This is a genomic window from Pseudoalteromonas sp. 0802 (assembly GCF_013350085.1).
Classification (GTDB): Bacteria; Pseudomonadota; Gammaproteobacteria; order Enterobacterales; family Alteromonadaceae; genus Pseudoalteromonas.
In genome coordinates this window covers 108,798-130,395 of the sequence record NZ_JABVXE010000003.1, presented here as the reverse complement: position 1 = coordinate 130,395, position 21,598 = coordinate 108,798, and the positions used below count along the sequence as shown (strand labels likewise).

The window sequence follows — 21,598 nt, the reverse complement described above, 5'->3', positions numbered from 1 at the left end:
CTCCTTTGATTTAAATAAGGTTGCCCTTATCGTTTATGTCGCCAATGATCTTTGTGTTGCTCTCGTTTATTAAACGGCATTGCAAACGGAGCAAACTCTTTCATTACTCGACGATATACATCGCGCTTAAACGAAACAACTTGCCTAACCGGATACCAATAACTCACCCATCGCCAATCATCAAACTCGGGGTGATGAGTTTTAAGTAAATCTACATCTTCATCTTTACAACGAAGTTTCAGTAAAAACCATTTTTGTTTTTGCCCAATACACACAGGACTTGAGTCTCTGCGAATTAAACGCTTGGGTAATTTATAGCGTAACCAATGTTTAGAACTTGCGACGATCTCAACGTCTTCAGGAAGCAAGCCCACTTCTTCGTGTAATTCTCTGTACATGGTTTGCTCTGCTGTTTCGCCGTCATCAACACCACCTTGGGGAAATTGCCAAGAGTGCTGACCATAGCGACGAGCCCAAAATACTTGTCCCTGATTATTGCAAATTACAATTCCGACATTGGCACGAAAACCTTCGGCATCAATCACCTTAGTGCCTCATTTGTAAGTCGATTTTTATTGATTGTTCCACATAACCTGCGATACAGCAAACACTTTACACCTAAGCCTAAATTAGATTGAAAAATTATTTTTTAACAAACATGTTTAATCAAGGTGTTACGAAGTAATTATTATAAAAATGTGCTGTTTGATTAAAATAACTATTTACAACCGTATTTTTATCACCTTACCCACAGCTTGTGCATAACTTTTATAAATCATGCCTAAATTGCAAACAAATCCACAATCCACAGTTGAAATATCCACTTTCTCCACAGAAACTGTGGATAAACATGTTTATATATCTGTATTTATACAAACAACTGTTTAATTAATGAAATAGAAACACCGCACAAAAACAGTAAAACAATTAAATATCAGTTAGTTAGACCAGAACATCCAAAAGTAAAACTGATTATTTTTAGCCCACTCTTAACGTGCACAAAAAACACACAAACACAAAGATATCCACTAAGGCACGCATTTGCTATCATGAACCGGTTAATTAGACAATCAAATAAACGCCTTATGCGACCAATAAAACCCGCTTCTATAAACGAATTAATGCAACGCGTTGATGCTATTGCTGGCCTCACCCTAGGGCAGCTAGCCGAGCAATATAAGTTCAAAACCCCTGACGATTTACTACGTGAAAAAGGCTGGACCGGGCAACTTATCGAATATGTACTTGGTGCAACAGCAGGCTCAAAGCCAACACCTGATTTTGAAGAGTTAGGCATTGAGCTAAAAACCCTACCTATTTCATTTAAAGGAAAGCCCCTCGAAACAACCTTTGTTTCGGTAACACCGCTATTAAATGTAACCGGAATGACTTGGCAGCAAAGTACGGTTCGTAAAAAGTTGAATCATGTTTTGTGGTTACCGATTTTAGGCGAGCGCGAGATACTACCTTTTCACCGTACCATAGGCAGTGGCTTTTTATGGCAGCCAAGTGCAGAGCAAGATGCCCTTTTACAGCGTGATTGGGAAGAACAAATGGAGCTAATCGCCCTTGGCCGCGTAGATGAAATTTCGGGGCATTTAGGCGATGTTATGCAAATAAGGCCAAAAGCAGCCAACAGTAAGGCGCTAACAGATGCAATTGGCCCAAATGGCCAGATAGTACAAACTTTACCTCGCGGCTTTTATCTAAAAACCAGCTTTACTGGCGAAATCCTAAAACAACAATTTCAGCTATAAAAAAACCTCCCGAAGGAGGTTTTTTAAAGTCTTGATGAGCTAAGCCAGATTACTGACCTTTAACCTCTTTAAGACCGTTGTAAGGTGCTTTTTCACCTAATACTTCTTCAATGCGAAGTAGTTGGTTGTACTTAGCAATACGGTCAGAACGGCTTAATGAACCCGTTTTGATTTGACCAGCTGCAGTACCTACTGCTAAATCAGCAATTGTCGCATCTTCAGTTTCACCTGAACGGTGTGAGATAACAGCTGTGAAACCAGCGTCTTTAGCCATTTTGATAGCAGCAAGCGTTTCAGTTAATGAACCGATTTGGTTGAACTTGATTAGGATTGAGTTAGCAATACCGTTATCAATACCACGCTTTAAGATCTTCGTGTTAGTTACGAAAAGGTCATCACCTACTAATTGTACTTTGTCGCCAATTAGTTGTGTTTGGTGTGCGAAACCATCCCAATCAGACTCATCTAAGCCGTCTTCAATTGAAACAATTGGGTATTGCTCAGTAAGGCCTTTAAGGAAGTGGTTGAATTCTTCAGAAGTGAATTTTTTACCTTCGCCTTTAAGGTCGTAGATATTCGCTTCTTTGTCGTAGAACTCAGATGCAGCACAATCTAGAGCTAGAGTGATATCTTTACCAAGCTCATAACCTGCATTTGCAACAGCTACCTTGATTGCAGCAAGTGCCGCTTCGTTTGATTCAAGGTTAGGAGCAAAACCACCTTCATCACCTACTGATGTAGAGTGACCTTCAGCTTTAAGTACTTTTGCTAAGCTGTGGAAAACTTCAGCGCCCATACGTAACGCTTCACGGAAGTTTGAAGCACCAACTGGTTGGATCATGAACTCTTGAATATCAACAGAGTTATCAGCGTGCTCACCACCATTGATGATGTTCATCATAGGTAATGGCATTGAGTAAACACCTGGCGTGCCGTTTAGGTCTGCGATGTGCTCATAAAGCTCAACGCCTTTTGAGTTTGCAGCCGCTTTAGCTGTTGCTAAAGACACAGCTAAGATAGCGTTAGCACCTAGTTTTTCTTTGTTTTCAGTACCATCTAAGTCAAGCATTACTTGGTCAACCGCTTTTTGATCAACTGCGTTTTGACCTTTAAGCGCTTCAGCGATTTCGTTGTTGATATAACCTACTGCTTTTAAAACACCTTTACCTAGGTAACGTGCTTTATCACCATCACGTAATTCAAGCGCTTCGCGAGTACCTGTTGATGCACCAGATGGTGCTGCAGCACGGCCCCATGAACCATCAGCTAAATGTACATCAGCTTCAACAGTTGGGTTACCACGCGAGTCCATGATTTCGCGACCAATCACTTTTACGATTTCTGACATCTTGATTCCTCTTTTCCCGAAAATGGTGAGTTTGTGCCAATTTTATTAATTATCCTTAATGCCATTGGCTTATTAAAACAAATAAGCCGTGCATAAAGCACGGCCTATTTAAATTACGATGACGCTTTTTGGTGAGTGTGCGCAGCTGCAACAAACCCTTCAAACAGCGGGTGACCATCACGTGGTGTTGACGTGAATTCCGGGTGGAATTGCGCGGCAATAAACCAAGGGTGATCTTTATTCTCAATAATTTCGACTAGTTTCTTATCTTCAGATAAACCAGTGAAACTTAAACCTGCTTTTTCAAGCTGCTCTACGTAGTGATTATTCACTTCGTAACGGTGACGGTGACGCTCAACAATCTCGTCGCTACCGTACACTTCGCTTACTTTAGAACCCGGTGTTAAATGACACTTCTGTGCACCTAAACGCATAGTACCACCTAGGTCAGATTGCTCATCACGCACTTCAACGTTACCGTCAGCATCTTGCCATTCTGTGATCAAACCAACAACTGGGTGTGCTGATTTAGCGTTAAACTCAGTTGAGTTTGCATCTTCAAGGCCTGCAACGTTACGCGCATATTCAATAAGCGCTACTTGCATACCTAAACAAATGCCTAAGTAAGGAACTTTATTTTCACGTGCATATTTAGCCGCTAAGATCTTACCTTCAACACCACGGCCGCCGAAGCCACCTGGAACTAAGATAGCATCAAGATGAGAGAGTAACTCAGTACCTTTACTTTCTAAGTCTTGTGAATCAACGTATTCGATGTTCACAGTTAAACGGTTTTTCAGACCCGCATGCTTTAATGCTTCGTTTACTGATTTATATGCATCTGGTAGTTCGATGTACTTACCAACCATACCAATTGTCACTTCACCTGTTGGGTTAGACTCTTGGTATAACACTTGCTCCCACTCTGATAAATCTGCTTCTGGGCACTCAAGATAGAAACGACGACATACGAAGTTATCTAATTCTTGTGACTTAAGTAACGCAGGGATCTTATAGATGCTTTCTACGTCTGGTAATGAAATAACAGCTTTCTCTTCAACGTTAGTGAAAAGTGCGATCTTCGCGCGCTCGTTATTTGGTAATTTACGATCAGAACGACAGATCAAGATATCTGGTTGAATACCAATCGAACGTAATTCTTTTACTGAATGTTGTGTTGGCTTAGTTTTAACTTCACCTGCAGGGCCTAAGAATGGCACTAGCGTTAGGTGGATAAACAATGCGCGCTCACGGCCAATTTCAGTGCCAAGCTGACGAATTGCTTCTAAAAATGGTTGTGACTCGATGTCACCAACTGTACCGCCAATTTCAACGATTGCTACATCGCGACCTTCAGCACCGTCGTATACACGTTGCTTAATGTCGTTTGTGATGTGTGGAATAACCTGAATTGTTGCACCAAGGTACTCACCACGACGCTCACGTCGTAATACATCTTCATAAACACGACCTTGTGTGAAGTTGTTGCGGCTAGTCATCTTGGTACGGATGAAACGCTCATAGTGACCTAAGTCAAGGTCAGTCTCTGCACCGTCTTCAGTTACAAATACTTCACCGTGCTGAATTGGGCTCATAGTGCCTGGGTCAACGTTAATGTAAGGATCCAGCTTTAAAATAGTCACGTTAAGACCACGTGCTTCTAAAATAGCGGCTAATGACGCTGCTGCAATACCCTTACCCAACGAAGAAACAACCCCGCCAGTTACGAAGATAAATTTTGTACTCATGCGAACCCTAGAATATCAGGAATTAAAAGGAATAATATAGAATCAAGACGGGGCGATATTATAGCAAAGGGGCTGCTATCAATCCAGATAAAATTAGCAAATAAGTGCACAAAAAACGAGCTTGGTTACACTGTACCCAAACTGCTCTACAATGCACTTACCTGGCTTGTTTTTTTATGGCTTCCCATGCGTTGTCCATTTCTTCAAGGCTAGCCGTTTCTAAACTCTGGCCACGTTCACCTAAGTAAGCAGCCACTTTTTCAAAGCGTGACGCGAACTTAGCATTGGCACTTCGTAATAATTGCTCAGGATCGCGCTTAATATGACGGGCAACATTCACCGTTGCAAACAGTAAATCGCCAAGCTCTTCTGCACTGTGCTCTGAATAAGGGTCGTGAGCCAGCGCTTCTTTGACTTCGTCTACTTCTTCAGCAACTTTATCAAGTGCACCATGATAACTTGGCCAATCAAACCCTAGGCTTGCTACACGCTGTTGAATCTTCTTCGCTTTTGATAACCCCGGCATAGCATTGGGAATATCTTGCCACAGGCTCATTTGTGGTGAAGCTGCTTTCTCTGCTCGCTCTTGTGCTTTAATAGCCTGCCACTGCGCCGAAAGCTCAGCGTCAGTCAGCTCACTTTGTTCTGCAAAGACATGGGGATGACGACGCACTAACTTATCATTGAGCGTATTAGCCACATCGGCAAAATCAAATAAGCCCTGCTCTTTGGCAAGTTGAGCATAAAAGATGACTTGAAACAGTAAATCGCCAAGCTCACTTTTAAGCTCAGTAAGCTCACCTTTTTCAATGCAGTCTGCTACTTCGTAAGCTTCTTCAAGGGTATGCGGCACTATTGATTTAAAGTCTTGTTTTAAATCCCACGGACACCCAGATTCTGGGTCCCGTAGTTTAGCCATAATTGCAAGCGACTGCTCAATTGCCTGTTTATCATCCATTACGAATGACCACGCTTTGCATCATGTACACCTTCGATTTGGTGTAACTTAGACAATAAGCGGTTGGTGCTTGATAAGTCATGTACTTCAACCTGCATTGAAAACAGCGCAAGCTGCTTATCTTCTACCGTGTTGACGTTCATGTTCAGCACATTCACTTTTTCGTTTGCAAGTACTGAGCTGATATCTCGAATAAGGCCTGAGCGATCGGTCGCTTCAACTTTAATCGTTAATGAGTAAGAGCCATTGACATCGTCTGACCAACTTACTGATATCACCCGCTCAGGATGCTTTTCACGAAGTTTCTCAAACGAATCGCAATCTTCACGGTGAACTGCAATCCCTCGGCCTTGCGTAATGTAGCCAATAATTTCATCGCCCGGCACAGGTCGGCAGCATTTAGCAACATGGCTCATTAAGCTACCTACCCCATCAACAACAATACCGTTCTTATCGCCGGTGACACTTTTTGGCTTTTTAAACTTAATTTGTGGTTCGTCATGCTCACGGTCACTAATAAAGTTTAATAACTGGTTTAAGCGAACATCTCCAGCACCTACCGCAACCATAAGGTCGTCAAGGCCTTTAAGGTTAAAGCGCTCGATTGCTGGCGCTAGATCTTTGGTTGTTAAATCTAGCTTTTGCAGCTCAGTTTCGAGTATTTCTTTACCGGCACTTAAGTTTTTATCGCGATCAAGCTGCTTAAACCAATGATGGATTTTAGAGCGTGCTCGTGAAGACTTAATATAACCTAGCGATGGGTTTAACCAATCACGGCTTGGGTTAGGTTGCTTTTGAGTTAAAATTTCAACCTGATCGCCGGTGCTTAATTGGTGAGTAAATGGCACAATTTTGCCAAACACTTTTGCGCCAATACAACGATGCCCTACATTTGAGTGAATGTAATAAGCAAAATCAAGTGGTGTTGCACCCAGCGGCAAATCGAAAATATCCCCTTTAGGCGTAAACACATAAACACGGTCTTCTACTACTTGGTTTTTAAGCTCTTCCGCTAAGTCACTGCCATCAACAACTTCTTCTTGCCATTGCAGTAACTTACGTAACCAGCTAATTTTTTGCTCGTAGCCTGAACCACGTCCTGGCAATGCACCTTCTTTGTACATCCAGTGCGCAGCAACACCTAGCTCAGCATCTTGGTGCATTTCGCTCGTACGAATTTGAATTTCAACGGTTTTACCTTCTGGGCCAAATACCACGGTATGAATTGACTGATAACCGTTTTGCTTAGGTGTTGCGATGTAATCATCAAATTCTTTATTTAAATGGCGCCAGTTAGTATGCACAATACCTAATGCCGCGTAACAATCTTGCAGGCGCTCTACCACTATGCGCATAGCGCGAATATCAAAAAGCTGGTCGAACTCGTAGTTCTTCTGTGCCATTTTTTTGTAGATGCTGTAGATATGCTTAGGGCGGCCATACACCTCACCTTCAATACCTGCTTCAGCCAAGCGTGCTTTTACTAAAGCAACCATGTTCTCCATGTAAGCTTCACGGGCAAGGCGCTTATCATCCAGCTGTTTGGCGATATTTTTATAGGTATCTGGGTGCAAATAACGGAACGAAAGATCTTCAAGTTCCCATTTAAGCTGACCAATCCCTAAACGATTAGCTAGGGGCGCAAAAATGTCGCGTGTTTCTTTAGCGGCAATGACGCGCTCTTCTTCACTGGCATCTTTCACATCACGCAGGTGGCACACTTGCTCTGCAAGTTTAATCACTACGGCGCGCACATCTTCAACCATGGCTAACAGCATACGGCGAATATTATCGATTTGTACTGTGCCTTTTCCTTGATGAGCTAAGGTGCTGATAGTAGCCATTTGGCTTACGCCTGTTAGTAATAACGCAACGTGATTACCCAGCTTTTCGGTGACTGTCTCAATTGAGATTTTTTCGGCTAAAAAATAAGGCGTTAAAAAAGCAGTGGCAAGAGAGTCTGCATCTAAATTTAGCTCAGCTAAAATCTCTACCATTTCAATGGCTGTGTTTTCACGTTTTGCATCATCGCAATGCAGGCACAGTTGGTGGGCCTGCTCTAATAAGGTATGTTTGTCTTCTGTTAGCGCTAACAGCTCGATACGGCTGGCAAAATCACTCGGCTTAGTTAGCTGATGTGACTGTCTAGTGGCTACCATGTGCGCTTTACCTCCTGTGAAATAACGCCATCGTTTCAATATGCCCGGTATGCGGGAACATATTCATTAGCCCAATTTTTTCAATGCTAAAGCCTGCTTGTAAAATAATTGCACTGTCACGGGCTAAAGTAACAGGATCACAAGAGACGTATAAAATCGTTTTAAATTGAGTAAGTGGTAACTGCTCTAAAATAGCCATTGCGCCAGTACGTGATGGATCAAGAACTAACACGTCAAGTTCGGCACTAAACCAAGCAGCTGATTGCATTGATTTTGTTAAATCAAAACAATAAAAATCGGTATTCGACAATGAGTTAGTTTGCGCATTTTGCTTTGCTAATGCAACCGCAGAATCGACCCCTTCAACACCAATAACATATTTAGCATACTTTGCAATCAATAATGAAAAGTTACCAATACCACAAAATAAATCCAATACCTGTTCATGACCTTGTAAATCAAGCCACTGTCTTGCTTGATGTAGCATAGCTTGGTTAACTTGTGGGTTAACTTGAATAAAGTTTTCAAGGCCAAACTCAAAGCGTAAATCATAAGCTGGTATCTGGTAGTACGGCATTGGATGGTCACTGTGATCAATTTCACCACTTTGTGATTGCCACACAACACGCCAGCTATATTCATCACACGCCGCTACGACTATGGCTTTTAACTCTGCATTAATAGCTTTGGTATGCCTAATAACCACAAAGGCCGCGTTATCAGCTTCACATAATTGTAAGTGACTAATACTACTCAGACCTGAATGGCTGTTGATAAGAACATCAAAAACTGAAAAAACGTCTTTAAATGTGCTGCTCAGCACATCACAGCTTTCAATACTCACCAACTGTTTAGAGCCCTGAGCTCGATACCCTACGCGCATTTTCTTTGCGGATTTGTCATGCATTACAGCAATACGCGCAGAGCGACGGTAATGGCGCTTTTCACTAAGCAGAGGTGCTTGCCAATTTAAGTCATCAGCTTTGGCAAACTTGCTAAACAGCTGACTAACCGCAGCTTGCTTCTCAACCAATTGTTGCTCTGCATTAAGGTGCTGTAGCTGACAACCACCACAAACCTGATAATGCTGACAAAAAGGAGTAACCCTATGCGCTGAGGCTGATAGTACTTTTTTACAATCAGCACTGGCAAAACGCGCCTTATCTTCAATCAATAACGCTTTTACTTCTTCACCCGGCAAAGCACCATTAACAAAACAGACTTTATTTCCCTGCTTAGCAACGCCCCGCCCTTGGTGATCCATAGCAGTGACATTGAGGGTTAGCATTTTTTGCGAAACGGATTTCTTTTTGGCTTTGAAAATCTGTGCCATCGGGCAACACCTTAATTATTGATAAAGCGGAAGTAAGTATATACTCTTAAACAACGATAATAATGATAACAACATTTTTTATGACTAAATTTGGCTTACGTGACTCAGTCTTAACCCTTACACTTATACCGACTGTGATCATAGGCTTGTTGCTGGGCGGTTATTTTACAATAAATCGTTACATTGAGCTCGATGAAATTTTGTATCAACAGGGCGTGACTATTATTGAGCCCCTCGCCATTGCTGTTGAGCAACCATTAATAAAGCGTGATAAAGCCTTATTAACTCGCTTAGTTAGTCATACACATAACAAACACTCCCCTGCTATCCAATCAATTGCTATTTTTGATGAAAACAATGAGTTAGTGATTTTTAGTAAATACCAAAGTGAATTCAAAGAAATTGTTAGCAGCAATGCAAACAGCATGGATGGCATTCAAGTACAAAATTCTGAGCACTATCTAACATTCTCTACTGCCATAATTAATCATAGCCGCCAAGACATGATTTGGAATCATCACAGCTACCAAGCATCGCTAGGCACTGTGGTGATCATGCTCAACAAACAACAAGCCATTATTGGCCAGCAACGGGCATTATTAGTCAGTGGCGTGGTAATTTTACTCGCACTCATACTTGCCACCGTATTAGCGTTTAGATTAACTCGCATGTTTATTCAGCCTCTTAATAAGTTAGTACTAGCTACCGACAAACTCATTGAAGGTAAAGTAGACACAGGGCTTGATCAAAAAATGTTTGGCGAATTTGAGCTATTACGCACAGGTTTAAATACCATTTCAGAAACCATGGTTGTACAACGTGATGAGATGCAAAAACACATAGACCAAGCAACCTCTGATTACCGCGAAACACTCGAACAATACGAAACCCAAAATATTCAGTTAAGTATTGCTAAAAAAGACGCGCAAGATGCGAACCGAGTTAAATCTGATTTCTTAGCTAAAATGAGTCACGAATTACGTACACCATTAAATGGTGTAATAGGTTTTACGCGCCAGCTTTATAAAACCCCGCTCAATAAGCATCAAAAAGATTATCTAGATACCATTGAACTGTCGGCAAATAGCTTACTTACAATTATCAGTGATATTTTAGACTTTTCGAAATTAGAAGCCGGTGCCATGGAACTTGAGTCAATGCAATTCCAGCTCCGTGACAATATTAATGAAGTTATGACCTTGTTGGCACCAAGTGCCCACGAAAAGCAACTTGAGCTTTCAATATTTATCCATCCGCAAGTGCCAGACAACCTAACTGGCGACCCGACCCGCTTTAAACAAATTTTGATAAACCTATTAAGTAATGCCATTAAATTTACTGAAAAAGGCTCAATCAAGGTTGATGTTGGCTACCGTTTACTGGATGAAGAGCGCGCCTCGATTTTGGTGTCTGTCACCGACACCGGTGTGGGTATCCCTATGGATAAACAAGATGCGTTGTTTACACCATTTGGCCAAGCAGACTCTAGTATCACACGTAAATTTGGTGGCACAGGTCTTGGGTTAATCATCACTAAACATATTGTTGAAGCGATGAATGGCCGCATTACTCTAAACTCAGCACCTGGTAATGGTACCTGCTTTACGTTCAACGCCGTATTCAGAACGCCAAGTAACTCAATTACCAGTGACTTACCAACACAATCACTGATCAATAAACGTATTTTGTATCTTGAGCCTCATGAGCATACCCATCAAGCAACGTTATCGCTACTGCATGAATGGCAAACTCGCGTTACCGCCTGCATGGATGAAGAAAGCTTCTTAAATGAGATCAACAAAGACTTCAGCTACGATATTTGTATTATTGGCCATACCGCTACTATTGACGATATGCAGCAACTTAAGAGTTATGTAAAAGCAGTGCGTCCTGTCACTGATTATTTATACATCATGCTCAATACAGTTTCGCATAATATGCGTGAAGCCTTTGTCGGTAGCGGCGCAGATGCTTGCTTAAGTAAACCGCTTAACCACCGTAAATTATGTGAGGTACTTGCTGCGCCTTACCGTCTTGACCACCCGGTGCATAACATTGAGCAAGGTGATGAAAAATTATTACCACTTAAAGTACTGGTTGTTGACGATAACGATGCCAACCTAAAACTCATTTGCACCTTGCTTGAAGAACAAATTGAGCTCATAGATACCGCACATAATGGCTCACAAGCTTACAGCTTAAGTAAAAGTCATAAATATGACTTGATCTTTATGGACATCCAAATGCCAATTATGGATGGTATTACCGCATGTAAACTTATTCGCGAGTCATCTCTTAATGAAGATACCCCTATCATTGCAGTGACTGCTCACGCCCTCGCAGGTGAAAAAGAGCAACTGCTTAAAGATGGCTTTAAAGGCTACTTAACTAAGCCTATTGATGAGGACATGCTAAAACAAATAATTAGCGATCATAGCCCGCAATCGCCAATTAATCGTGAACGTAGCAAAACTGCCGCAGTTGACTCAGAACCTCCATTTGAAAGTGCCCGCCTCGATTGGCAACTGGCACTTCAACGCGCAGGCGGTAAAGAAGAACTAGCGCTTGAAATGCTTAATATGTTGTTACTCAGCGTGCCTGAAACCTTGCGCCTACTCAATGAAGCTATAGAAAAAGAAGATTGTGAACATGTACTTAGCATAGTGCACAAGTTCCACGGAGCATGTTGTTACACAGGCGTACCAAAACTAAAATCACTTGCTGAAACACTCGAGACAGCTTTAAAAGGCGATTGCGATTTAAATTACATTGAGCCTGAACTATTTGAGCTTGTTGATGAGCTGAATAATTTGTTGAGCGATGCCGGTATGGTTGAGCAACAACGATAAAAGAACACCCAATAAATTATATAAAGGAATATATTAATGAAAAACTCTTTAATACTAGCTAGCAGTTTGTTTGTCTTTGGTTGCGCATCAACCTCAGACAAACCAGTAAAATTAGAATATGCGGATTTAGCTGTTAGCTCTAATGAAATGGAGTCAGCAAAATGGCAGCAGCTTGAACGCTTTCCTGCCAGATACCCAAAAAAAGCTGTTATCCAAGCAAAAGAAGGTTGCGCAACTATTGAGTATGTCATTACGCCACAAAATGAGATTAGAGATATTCAGGTTGTTGCCTCAACTAACTCTGTATTTGCCGACGCAGCAAAAGATGTAATCACTAATTGGCACTGGAATGAGCTGGCGAAAAATATTACTGATAAAGCGGTGAAAACCCAAACTCGCTTTGACTTTTGTTTTGACACACCTGAGCAATCTTGCAAAGAGCTAAAACCTAACTATTCATGCCCTAGTTCAGATATTATTTATTCCACGGGTACACGCGTAGTGAAGTATTAAAGGGAGCTTGCTTTGTATTTTATCTTACTTATCGTCTTTAGTGCTATTTCACTCACTTGGTTTTTCCTCCGCTATAAAAAACTAAGTATAGAAGCTAATAATTACGTAAAAACCAATTACACAGAGCAGTGGCAAACATACGAAAGCCAAGCCCGTTTGATGAAGGCCAAACCTAACTCAATTGTGTTTCATTCAATTAAGAAAGGCGAATTGTCGGCAATAAATGACAATGTCTTAAAAAGCTTTAAGAAAAAACATCAATATTTAGTGGCCCTACTCTGCCTATCGCCACTGTTATCATCCTACCTCTCAGAATTTATTGTTTACCTAAACAAATAAAAAACGCGGTGGATATTATCTCCACCGCGTTCAGTATTCAAATTTGCTGGCTCTTATTAAAGACGTCAGCTAAAGTCTTGCTTCAATCATTAAGCGTTTCATATCGCTTACTGCTTTTTCTAAACCATCAATCGCTGCACGGGCAATAATCGCATGACCAATGTTTAACTCATAAATTTCTGGCATTGCCGCAATAGGTTTTACATTGTGATAATGAAGACCATGGCCGGCATTAACGATTAAACCTAAGCTATCAGCATATTGTACGCCGCTACGAATACGCTCAAGCTCAGTGTGAAGCTCTTCGTCATTTTCAGCATCAGCATAAGCACCGGTGTGAATTTCAACGTATGGAGCATTACACGCTTTTGCAGCGTCAAGTTGTGCGTTGTCGGCATCAATGAATAACGAGACCTTAATTCCCGCAGCTGTTAGCTTTTCTGTTGCTGCTTTTACTTTTTCAAAGTTACCAACAACATCAAGGCCACCCTCGGTGGTGAGCTCTTCACGCTTTTCAGGCACTAAACAAACATAAGCAGGTTTCACTTCAAGGGCGATGTCGATCATTTCATCGGTGACTGCAATTTCAAGATTCATACGTGTTTGAATCGTTTTTGCCATCACATATACGTCGCGGTCTTGAATATGACGACGGTCTTCACGCAAATGAATGGTGATACCATCTGCACCAGCATGCTCTGCAACAGCTGCAGCATGCGCAGGATCTGGGTAACTCGTGCCACGCGCTTGGCGTAAAGTGGCAATGTGATCAACGTTTACACCAAGAAGAATATCTTTCATTTTTTTACCTGTTTAAAACAACGATTCAAGGCTGAATAACAGCCTACTTAATAAATAACTCACGGCTTTTTAATGGCTTTTTGCCAAGTAAAGGCTTGAGTAGGTATCGACTTAATTGCTTTGCCATATATAACACATCAGGGGCGCTAAAGTCATGAGCCGCTATGGCATTTAATTGCTTTCCTGAAAAGCCACTATGGGGGTCGTCATGCAGCAAGAAACCGTATTCAGCAAAATACTGGTAATTTGCTGCATCGTTAATTTCATCACCTTCGGCATCAACACTAAAATCAACGCCATAACCCAGCATCTCAAGTAACTGAAACTCATAAGAGCGCAGCACAGCTTGTAGGTTTTTAGTGGTTGATAATTCATCTAGATGCTGCTTATAAAGATGATAAACACTTTCCATCGGCTCATTAATAGGTACGATACGATTGGTTAATTCGTTCATATAGAAGCCGCAATAAAGCTCGGTACCCTGCAACATAGTTTGCCGGCCATGGGGTTCAAAACGATTAATGTATTTTAAATCAGACTTGCCGCTATATTGTACGAGCAGAGATTGGAAAGGTTGTAATTGTGCTTTGTGTTTAGTGGCCTGGCGACCACTAACACGGGCCAGCATTCTCAGCTGACCTACGCCTTCTACCAGCATATCGAGCATGACTTGCGAGTCGCTAAATGGACGTCGGTGCAGCAAGTATGCTGTGTAGAATTCGCTATCCATGGCGTGTAAGACTTTACTTAGTCTTCACCATAGCCAAGGCTACGTAGCGCACGCTCATCGTCAGCCCAGCCAGACTTCACTTTTACCCAAAGTTCTAAAAACACTTTGTTATCAAGCATATCTTCAAGGTCTTTACGAGCTTCACGGCCAATCACTTTGAGCTTTTCGCCTTTATTGCCGATCACCATACGCTTTTGTGTTTCACGCTCAACGAGGATCAAACCATTAATTTGCCAGACACCGTTTTCTTGCCATTTAAACTGCTCGATCTCAACGGTGACCGAATATGGTAGCTCATCACCCATAAAGCGCATCAGCTTTTCACGGATCACTTCAGCTGCCATAAAGCGCATTGAACGGTCTGTTACGTAGTCTTCAGGGAAGTAAAACTCACAAAGCGGTAAACGCTTTTTCACTTCATCTTTGATTAAATCAATATTTTTACCCTGCTTCGCAGAGACCGGCATAATAGCCACAAAATCAAATTTACCACCTAAAAACTGCATGTGCGGAAGCACTAAATCACGGTCTTTAACTTGGTCAATTTTATTCATCACTAATAATACTGGACGACCGCTCTGACGTACTTTATTTAGTACCATCTCATCGTCTTCGTTCCAGTGTGTGCCTTCAACCACAAAGATGATAAGTTCCACATCGCCAATTGAGCTTGATGCAGCACGGTTCATTAAACGGTTAATAGCGCGTTTTTCTTCGACGTGTAAGCCTGGTGTATCAACATAAACAGCTTGGTATTTACCTTCGGTATGAATACCCATGATACGGTGGCGTGTGGTTTGTGGCTTACGTGAGGTAATAGACACCTTTTGCTCAACAATATAGTTAAGTAAGGTTGATTTACCTACATTTGGGCGGCCAACAATGGCAACCATACCGCAGTGCGTATCTAGCTCTGCAGGTTCTTTGCTAATTAAATCATCAAGATTCATTTTTAAGTATCTTTAAGGCTTTTTCAGCGGCTTTTTGCTCAGCTTTACGACGTGAGCTACCTACTGAGATAATGCTATCCATCCCTTCAACAATACATTCAACCGTGAATGTTTGATTGTGCGCTTGGCCTTTTGTATCAATTACAGTGTAGCCAGGTAACGATAATTTGCGCGCTTGTAAGTATTCTTGAAGTAATGTTTTCGGATCTTTTTGATTTAAGCCCGGCGAAATTGCGTCAAGACGCGACTCGTACCAACTTAAAATTAACTCACCACATTGTTCAATGTTTGAGTCTAAGAACACCGCACCAATAATCGCCTCTACGGCATCAGCAAGGGTTGATTCACGGCGAAAACCACCGCTTTTAAGCTCACCCGGACCTAAGCGTAAGTAATCGCCTAAGCCAAACTCTAGGCCAAACTCAGCCAACGTTTGACCACGAACTAGGGTCGAACGCATGCGGCTTAAATCACCTTCGCGTGCTTTTGGAAATTTAGTGTAAAGTGCATTCGCAATCACAAAGCTCAAAATCGAATCACCTAAAAACTCTAAGCGCTCGTTATGTTGGCCTTTATGACTGCGGTGCGTCATTGCCTGCTCAAGCAAAGCTTGATCAGTAAATGTATAACCTATTTTGTTGTATAACTCTGTTACGTTTTTTTTCATCGTTACTGAATATTACCTAGGCGTTCAAAACGAACACCAGTTGGAACCCAGCCTGGTAAAAAGTCATCTGGGCCATTCTCAAATTCAAAACTCATCCATATAAAGACGGCTTTACCTACCAAGTTTTCTTTAGGTACAAAGCCCCAAAAGCGACTGTCTTGGCTATTATCACGGTTATCACCCATCATGAAATAATGATCGGCAGGAACAACCCACTCGTCTGAGCGTGTACCTGGTTGTTGATAATAACGGCCTTTCATTTCAGGAGCTTGCGGGTTAATTAAAATATTATGATTCACTGTGCTTAGGTTTTCTTCTAAGCGCACTAAATTCATCGAACCCTGCTTGAACTCGTCACTATTGAGGATTTCCATATCAATTTTGTTGTATTCATTACACAGCAAATCACCTTGCTGTGTTACACCTTCGGCACATTTTGGCTGAATATAAAGGTGCTTATTGCGATATACAATTTTATCGCCCGGTAAACCAATCGTGCGTTTAATGTAATCCACGCGCTCGTCTAATGGGTATTTAAATACCACAATATCACCACGTTCAGGTTCATCAACATCAACTAACTGGCTGCGCCAAATTGGGTCTTTGATGCCATATGAGTACTTCTGCACTAAAATGAAGTCACCCACTAATAGGGTTGGCATCATTGAGCCTGATGGAATTTGAAACGGTTCAAAAATGAAAGAGCGAAAAATAGTGATCGCTGCAATCATCGGAAAAATTGACTTAGCCGTTTCAGTGATACTTGGCTCAGGTGCAATTAATGCAGCGGTTTCTTCGTCTAATTCGCCGCCTGCTGCGTTTTGAGCAAGGGCAATGCGTTGCTGACGTTTTGGCGCAAACATAAAGTGGTCAATTAACCAAATTAATCCTGAGCCTAGCGTTAACAACACTAAGAAAATAGAAAAGTAACCCGCCATGCATTAATTCCTTTATTTACTTCTAATTATTTACCAACTTTAAGGATAGCTAAGAATGCATCTTGAGGTACTTCAACGTTACCTAGTTGCTTCATTCGCTTTTTACCTTCTTTTTGTTTTTGTAGTAGTTTCTTCTTACGACTCACGTCACCACCGTAACATTTCGCGATTACGTTTTTACGTAATTGCTTAACTGTTGTACGGGCAATAACATGCTGACCAATCGCTGCTTGAATCGCAATATCAAACTGCTGACGTGGAATTAAGTCTTTCAGTGCTTCAGCTAACTGACGACCACGTGATTGTGCAATATCGCGGTGTACAATAATCGCTAACGCATCAACACGCTCACCATTAATTAATACGTCAACACGTACCATGTCTGAAGCTTGGAAATGCTTAAAGTTATAATCAAGCGATGCAAAACCACGACTTGTTGATTTTAACTTATCAAAGAAGTCCATGACTACTTCAGCCATCGGTAATTCGTATGTCACAGCAACTTGCTTACCATGGTAGCTCATTTTAGTTTGTACACCACGCTTTTCAACACAAAGCGTAATTACGTTACCTAAAAACTCTTGCGGAACTAGTATGTTAGCTTCAACAATTGGCTCACGGATTTCAAGAATATTATTCACCGGCGGTAAGTCAGACGGGTTATCTATCTGTTTAGTTCCGTCTTTAGTCTCTACTTCGTAGATTACTGTTGGCGCAGTGGTAATAAGATCAATGTCGTATTCACGCTCAAGACGCTCTTGAATGATTTCCATGTGTAGCATGCCTAAGAAGCCACAACGGAAACCAAAGCCTAGTGCTGTTGAGTTTTCTGGCTCGAAGAATAACGACGCATCGTTCAAGCTTAATTTATCAAGCGCATCACGGAATGACTCATAGTCATCTGATGAAATTGGGAACATACCTGCATAAACCTGCGGTTTAATGCGTTGGAAGCCCGGTAAACGCTCTGGAGCAGAGTTACGTTGTAGAGTGATGGTATCACCTACAGGTGCACCATGGATTTCTTTAATACCCGCAATAACAAAGCCTACTTCACCGGTTTTTAAGATACCCGTGTTGGTTTGTTTTGGTGTGAAAATACCCACTTTATCTGCGATATGAACTTGATCATTCGACATGATCTTAATTTTATCGCCCGCGCGCAATTCACCGTGCTTAATACGTACTAATGATACAACGCCTTGGTATGGGTCAAACCATGAGTCAATGATAAGCGCCTGTAGTGGCTCATCTTTGTCACCTTCTGGTGGCGGAATATCTTTAACAATGATTTCTAATACTTCTTCAATACCAATACCAGTTTTAGCACTACATTGCACAGCATCTAGGGCATCGATACCAATGATGTCTTCAATTTCTTCTGCTACACGAAGTGGATCGGCTTGTGGTAAGTCGATTTTATTTAGAACTGGAATAACTTCTAAGTCCATTTCGATTGCAGTGTAGCAGTTAGCTAAGGTTTGTGCTTCTACACCTTGACCCGCATCAACAACTAAAAGTGCACCTTCACAGGCCGCAAGTGAACGCGATACTTCGTATGTGAAGTCAACGTGTCCTGGCGTGTCGATAAAGTTTAACTGGTATGTTTCGCCGTCTTTAGCTTTATAATTTAGCGTTACACTTTGCGCTTTGATGGTAATACCACGCTCACGCTCAATGTCCATTGAGTCTAACACCTGCTGCTGCATTTCACGGTCTGTTAAACCACCACAAACTTGGATAAGACGGTCAGAGAGAGTCGATTTACCATGGTCAATATGGGCGATGATCGAAAAATTACGGATATGCTTCATAAACTGGATTCTAAACTTCTATATAAAATGGACTAAGTGTATAAAGCGACAATTTTACATTTAATTGGCTTTAATCACCATCTATTTGAGTGAAAGGAATAGTAATTGGGTGAATTTTTATTACTTTAATATCATGCTTAAGGCTCTTAACCCTTGATTTTGCTATCGCATAGCCCGTTAAGCCACCAATCACGGCGGCTAAAATTTGCCAGCCTTCTGCAAGTGAAAAAGCCGAAAATGCGATTAAAGCAAACCCTAAACTAAACAAAAGGGGTAGCATGTAAACAGCCATAGCATGTTTAACTAAGTGGCTATCATCAAGTGCTAAAGTTACTTTTTGCCCTACTTGGAGCTCTTTTTCGAAGGTATAAGGAAAGGTTTTTTTAGCTGTTCCAAACAACTTTGCAAAAACTTGCGAACCACAACGACCATTACAGCCGGCACAGGCTTGCTTTTGTTCTGCTTCTAAATTCGCTGTCGTGCCTTTAACCGACACGACAGTGAGTGTTTGTTCAATCATGATTTAAAGAGGTCGCGCTACCGACTCAGCTATAGCTTTGGCTGTCATAGCAGGAATATTACCAACAACCGATACATCAAAGCTACCACCATTGTGCACATACACAGTCGTTGCACCTGAGGTTAAAGCGCCGCTTGCGCGCTTACCCGGTAAAGGTCTTTGAATAAAAACAGACACTTCAACAAACCCATCTGAATATAAATAATAGTCAGCAAGTTCATTATTTAAATCAAGTTTATGACGATCTGACTTTAATAGCTTAAAGCCATCTGGCAACCAACCAATTTTCCAATCATTCGCTGCGCTGTCTTCATTATTGGCTAAATCGTTAGTCGCAAGTACTGCTGGAAAATCACGATTTTGCATTTCAACTAACATAGGAGCAGGCTGCTCTGTTACGCTGATATGAGTTAACTGTAACTGCTCAAGCATCTCACCTTTGTGATTCACATAGGCAGATTTAAGTAACAACGAAGACTCAGTATCTAGCCAAATCCAATAGTTATATTTGTATTCATCTTTTGACTCGATACGCACTAACTGTGCTGAGCGCCCTGCAATACGTCCTTTTCCGCCAAGCACAAAATCATAGTGAGCGCTTAGTCGGTTAATATCTTTAAAAAGTACTTCAGGAATTGGCCCGGCAATAGAGTCTGTTTTAACTGAATAAGGCTCTGAATGAGGCTCAAAATAGGTCACCTGATCGTCAACGCGCACCATTTCTAGGCCAGCGCCGTTGAGTAAACTTAGATGCTCAAGTTCAATATCACCTTGTTTTGCATGTAACCAGCGATAAGGTTCCATAGCTTGGCCTTTTACAACCACAAATGATGCGTCAAAGTTGCGAGTATGAACGGCCGTAGCCATATCATTTAATAAAGTCTTGGCGGGATTTTCGTCGCTGGCAATGGCTGGAGACGTTAATACCAGCGACAAAATAAAAGTAAAAACTTTCATTTAATTAGTTTTTTTCCTCGTCTGCATTTTCTGCAGTTTGCGATTTTTCTAGCGAATATGCAACACGTGCTTGACGTTGGTGCTCAAGAACTAATGCGCCAATACGCTGCTGTTGTAACTCACGTAAACCTTGCTCTGCATTTTCTAATGCAGGCTGCTCAGATGAGTAACTTACAGGAGAAGCCATACCTGTTAATGGTACTGTTTGTAATGTTGGAATGTCACTTTGCGGAGACTCGGTGTTTTGTGGCAATGTTTGTACGCCCACAATCGCAAACATAGCAACACTAGCAGCAATGGCCACTTGTGCAAATGGACGACGCCAATTAAATGCTACCACGTTATCAGTGCCTGTTGCCGCCACGATCTCTTCGCTTTTTGGTGCCGTTGTTTTATTCGCGAAATCTGCGTAAACAGGTTCTTGCTCAAGTGATTCTGCCACTGCATCTGCAATGTCAAAATTAAAAGCGTTGTTATTTGCCTCAGCACGCATTACATCACCAATCATTGCGTAACGACCAAATGTAGACACATCGTCGTTTGTGATCGCTTGATCAGTTAACTGCTGCTCGCCGTCAAGTAACGCGGACAACTGCTCATTATCCAACTTGTTAACGTCTGCTTTTGTCATACTAAGACTCACCTATTAATGGATTCAATTTATTATCAATCGCCTCACGGGCACGGAAAATACGTGAACGCACCGTTCCCACAGGGCAATCCATAACCACGGCTATTTCTTCATAGCTCATACCTTCAATTTCACGAAGGGTAATCGCGGTTTTTAGATCTTCAGGCAAACTATCAATCGTATTAAAAATTACAGCACGTACTTCGTCACTTAATAACAGGTTTTCTGGCGATGCGTTTGAACGCATTGCATCTGCACTGTCATAAAATTCTGCTTCTTCGGCGTCAACATCGTTAGCTGGGGGTTTACGACCCTGCGCAACTAAGTAATTTTTAGCACAATTTACGGCGATACGGTACAACCAAGTATAAAAGGCGCTATCACCTCTAAAGTTAGGTAAAGCACGGTAAGCTTTAATAAAAGCTTCTTGTGCGACATCAGCAACATCACCTTGGTTCGATACATAACGTGAAATCAAACCTGCAATTTTATTCTGATATTTTCTAACTAATAGGTTGAAGGCGTTTTTATCTCCTTGCTGGACCCTTTTAACTAGCGCTAAATCCAAATCCTGCTCGCTCATTCG

The 21,598-nt window shown here is 41.6% G+C and carries 20 protein-coding genes; 4 read left to right on the top strand and 16 right to left on the bottom strand.

Annotation, left to right across the window (positions count from 1 at the left end; translation table 11 throughout):
- Window positions 1-26 precede the first annotated feature (26 nt).
- On the bottom strand, window positions 27-545 hold the full coding sequence (rppH, locus tag HUS61_RS08245; protein WP_054562240.1) for an RNA pyrophosphohydrolase: 519 nt from the start codon (window positions 543-545) through the stop codon (window positions 27-29).
- A gap of 540 nt (window positions 546-1,085) precedes the next feature.
- On the opposite strand from rppH, the gene mutH reads away from it, so the two are divergent.
- Window positions 1,086-1,757 carry a DNA mismatch repair endonuclease MutH gene (gene mutH, locus HUS61_RS08240; protein WP_175079976.1) on the top strand — a complete coding sequence of 224 codons (672 nt, stop codon included), beginning with the start codon at window positions 1,086-1,088 and terminating at the stop codon, window positions 1,755-1,757.
- Window positions 1,758-1,806: 49 nt separating this feature from the next.
- Here the strand turns inward: mutH and eno are convergent, their stop codons facing one another.
- From eno to rlmD, 5 genes are all read right to left on the bottom strand, one after another.
- Window positions 1,807-3,105: a phosphopyruvate hydratase gene (gene eno, locus HUS61_RS08235; protein WP_175079977.1), complete on the bottom strand. Its 1,299-nt coding sequence runs from the start codon at window positions 3,103-3,105 to the stop codon at window positions 1,807-1,809.
- 113 nt (window positions 3,106-3,218) lie between these two features.
- On the bottom strand, window positions 3,219-4,853 hold the full coding sequence (locus HUS61_RS08230) for a CTP synthase (protein ID WP_063529466.1): 1,635 nt from the start codon (window positions 4,851-4,853) through the stop codon (window positions 3,219-3,221).
- Window positions 4,854-5,010: 157 nt separating this feature from the next.
- Window positions 5,011-5,811, bottom strand: coding sequence for a nucleoside triphosphate pyrophosphohydrolase (gene mazG, locus HUS61_RS08225; protein ID WP_175082319.1), 801 nt, complete (start codon window positions 5,809-5,811; stop codon window positions 5,011-5,013).
- Complete coding sequence (gene relA / locus HUS61_RS08220) at window positions 5,811-7,970, bottom strand: GTP diphosphokinase (RefSeq protein ID WP_055197911.1); 2,160 nt, start codon at window positions 7,968-7,970, stop codon at window positions 5,811-5,813. Before relA ends, mazG begins: the two co-directional genes overlap by 1 nt.
- Before the next feature lie 7 nt (window positions 7,971-7,977).
- On the bottom strand, window positions 7,978-9,303 hold the full coding sequence (gene rlmD, locus HUS61_RS08215; RefSeq protein ID WP_175082318.1) for a 23S rRNA (uracil(1939)-C(5))-methyltransferase RlmD: 1,326 nt from the start codon (window positions 9,301-9,303) through the stop codon (window positions 7,978-7,980).
- An 80-nt stretch (window positions 9,304-9,383) separates the two neighbouring features.
- Between rlmD and barA the strand changes: the two genes are divergently transcribed.
- Genes barA through HUS61_RS08200 form a run of 3 tightly spaced genes read left to right on the top strand, consistent with a single transcriptional unit; the run spans window position 9,384 to window position 13,004 of the window.
- Window positions 9,384-12,152, top strand: coding sequence for a two-component sensor histidine kinase BarA (gene barA / locus HUS61_RS08210; RefSeq protein ID WP_058586457.1), 2,769 nt, complete (start codon window positions 9,384-9,386; stop codon window positions 12,150-12,152).
- Window positions 12,153-12,188: 36 nt separating this feature from the next.
- On the top strand, window positions 12,189-12,665 hold the full coding sequence (locus HUS61_RS08205) for an energy transducer TonB (protein ID WP_175082317.1): 477 nt from the start codon (window positions 12,189-12,191) through the stop codon (window positions 12,663-12,665).
- 12 nt (window positions 12,666-12,677) lie between these two features.
- Complete coding sequence (locus HUS61_RS08200) at window positions 12,678-13,004, top strand: hypothetical protein (RefSeq protein ID WP_175082316.1); 327 nt, start codon at window positions 12,678-12,680, stop codon at window positions 13,002-13,004.
- A gap of 69 nt (window positions 13,005-13,073) precedes the next feature.
- Here the strand turns inward: HUS61_RS08200 and pdxJ are convergent, their stop codons facing one another.
- From pdxJ to rpoE, 10 genes are all read right to left on the bottom strand, one after another.
- Window positions 13,074-13,805 carry a pyridoxine 5'-phosphate synthase gene (gene pdxJ / locus HUS61_RS08195; protein ID WP_054554340.1) on the bottom strand — a complete coding sequence of 244 codons (732 nt, stop codon included), beginning with the start codon at window positions 13,803-13,805 and terminating at the stop codon, window positions 13,074-13,076.
- A gap of 43 nt (window positions 13,806-13,848) precedes the next feature.
- On the bottom strand, window positions 13,849-14,535 hold the full coding sequence (gene recO, locus HUS61_RS08190) for a DNA repair protein RecO (RefSeq protein WP_058586460.1): 687 nt from the start codon (window positions 14,533-14,535) through the stop codon (window positions 13,849-13,851).
- Window positions 14,536-14,552: 17 nt separating this feature from the next.
- Window positions 14,553-15,485 (bottom strand): GTPase Era, encoded by a 933-nt coding sequence (gene era / locus HUS61_RS08185; protein ID WP_054554338.1) that lies wholly within the window; start codon window positions 15,483-15,485, stop codon window positions 14,553-14,555.
- Window positions 15,475-16,152 carry a ribonuclease III gene (rnc, locus tag HUS61_RS08180; RefSeq protein WP_054554337.1) on the bottom strand — a complete coding sequence of 226 codons (678 nt, stop codon included), beginning with the start codon at window positions 16,150-16,152 and terminating at the stop codon, window positions 15,475-15,477. Before rnc ends, era begins: the two co-directional genes overlap by 11 nt.
- A gap of 2 nt (window positions 16,153-16,154) precedes the next feature.
- Window positions 16,155-17,090: a signal peptidase I gene (gene lepB / locus HUS61_RS08175; protein WP_062566752.1), complete on the bottom strand. Its 936-nt coding sequence runs from the start codon at window positions 17,088-17,090 to the stop codon at window positions 16,155-16,157.
- Window positions 17,091-17,116: 26 nt separating this feature from the next.
- Window positions 17,117-18,904 carry a translation elongation factor 4 gene (lepA, locus tag HUS61_RS08170; protein ID WP_175079985.1) on the bottom strand — a complete coding sequence of 596 codons (1,788 nt, stop codon included), beginning with the start codon at window positions 18,902-18,904 and terminating at the stop codon, window positions 17,117-17,119.
- A gap of 70 nt (window positions 18,905-18,974) precedes the next feature.
- Entirely contained in the window at window positions 18,975-19,424 is a 450-nt protein-coding gene (locus HUS61_RS08165; RefSeq protein ID WP_054554334.1) for a SoxR reducing system RseC family protein, read from the bottom strand.
- A gap of 3 nt (window positions 19,425-19,427) precedes the next feature.
- Window positions 19,428-20,381 carry a MucB/RseB C-terminal domain-containing protein gene (locus tag HUS61_RS08160; protein ID WP_175082315.1) on the bottom strand — a complete coding sequence of 318 codons (954 nt, stop codon included), beginning with the start codon at window positions 20,379-20,381 and terminating at the stop codon, window positions 19,428-19,430.
- A gap of 4 nt (window positions 20,382-20,385) precedes the next feature.
- On the bottom strand, window positions 20,386-21,012 hold the full coding sequence (locus tag HUS61_RS08155; protein ID WP_054562254.1) for a sigma-E factor negative regulatory protein: 627 nt from the start codon (window positions 21,010-21,012) through the stop codon (window positions 20,386-20,388).
- 1 nt (window position 21,013) lies between these two features.
- Window positions 21,014-21,595, bottom strand: coding sequence for an RNA polymerase sigma factor RpoE (gene rpoE / locus HUS61_RS08150; RefSeq protein WP_036969086.1), 582 nt, complete (start codon window positions 21,593-21,595; stop codon window positions 21,014-21,016).
- Between the last annotated feature and the right edge of the window lie 3 nt (window positions 21,596-21,598).

Bases quoted from the DNA above. Each gene is read 5' to 3' on its own strand.
- mazG (WP_175082319.1), bottom strand. From the start codon at position 5,811: ATGGATGATAAACAGGCAATTGAGCAGTCGCTTGCAATTATGGCTAAA.
- HUS61_RS08205 (WP_175082317.1), top strand. From the start codon at position 12,189: ATGAAAAACTCTTTAATACTAGCTAGCAGTTTGTTTGTCTTTGGTTGC.
- mutH (WP_175079976.1), top strand. From the start codon at position 1,086: ATGCGACCAATAAAACCCGCTTCTATAAACGAATTAATGCAACGCGTT.
- recO (WP_058586460.1), bottom strand. From the start codon at position 14,535: ATGGATAGCGAATTCTACACAGCATACTTGCTGCACCGACGTCCATTT.
- era (WP_054554338.1), bottom strand. From the start codon at position 15,485: ATGAATCTTGATGATTTAATTAGCAAAGAACCTGCAGAGCTAGATACG.
- lepA (WP_175079985.1), bottom strand. From the start codon at position 18,904: ATGAAGCATATCCGTAATTTTTCGATCATCGCCCATATTGACCATGGT.
- relA (WP_055197911.1), bottom strand. From the start codon at position 7,970: ATGGTAGCCACTAGACAGTCACATCAGCTAACTAAGCCGAGTGATTTT.
- eno (WP_175079977.1), bottom strand. From the start codon at position 3,105: ATGTCAGAAATCGTAAAAGTGATTGGTCGCGAAATCATGGACTCGCGT.
- barA (WP_058586457.1), top strand. From the start codon at position 9,384: ATGACTAAATTTGGCTTACGTGACTCAGTCTTAACCCTTACACTTATA.
- rlmD (WP_175082318.1), bottom strand. From the start codon at position 9,303: ATGGCACAGATTTTCAAAGCCAAAAAGAAATCCGTTTCGCAAAAAATG.
- rnc (WP_054554337.1), bottom strand. From the start codon at position 16,152: ATGAAAAAAAACGTAACAGAGTTATACAACAAAATAGGTTATACATTT.
- lepB (WP_062566752.1), bottom strand. From the start codon at position 17,090: ATGGCGGGTTACTTTTCTATTTTCTTAGTGTTGTTAACGCTAGGCTCA.
- rpoE (WP_036969086.1), bottom strand. From the start codon at position 21,595: ATGAGCGAGCAGGATTTGGATTTAGCGCTAGTTAAAAGGGTCCAGCAA.
- HUS61_RS08155 (WP_054562254.1), bottom strand. From the start codon at position 21,012: ATGACAAAAGCAGACGTTAACAAGTTGGATAATGAGCAGTTGTCCGCG.
- HUS61_RS08160 (WP_175082315.1), bottom strand. From the start codon at position 20,381: ATGAAAGTTTTTACTTTTATTTTGTCGCTGGTATTAACGTCTCCAGCC.
- pdxJ (WP_054554340.1), bottom strand. From the start codon at position 13,805: ATGAAAGATATTCTTCTTGGTGTAAACGTTGATCACATTGCCACTTTA.
- HUS61_RS08230 (WP_063529466.1), bottom strand. From the start codon at position 4,853: ATGAGTACAAAATTTATCTTCGTAACTGGCGGGGTTGTTTCTTCGTTG.
- HUS61_RS08165 (WP_054554334.1), bottom strand. From the start codon at position 19,424: ATGATTGAACAAACACTCACTGTCGTGTCGGTTAAAGGCACGACAGCG.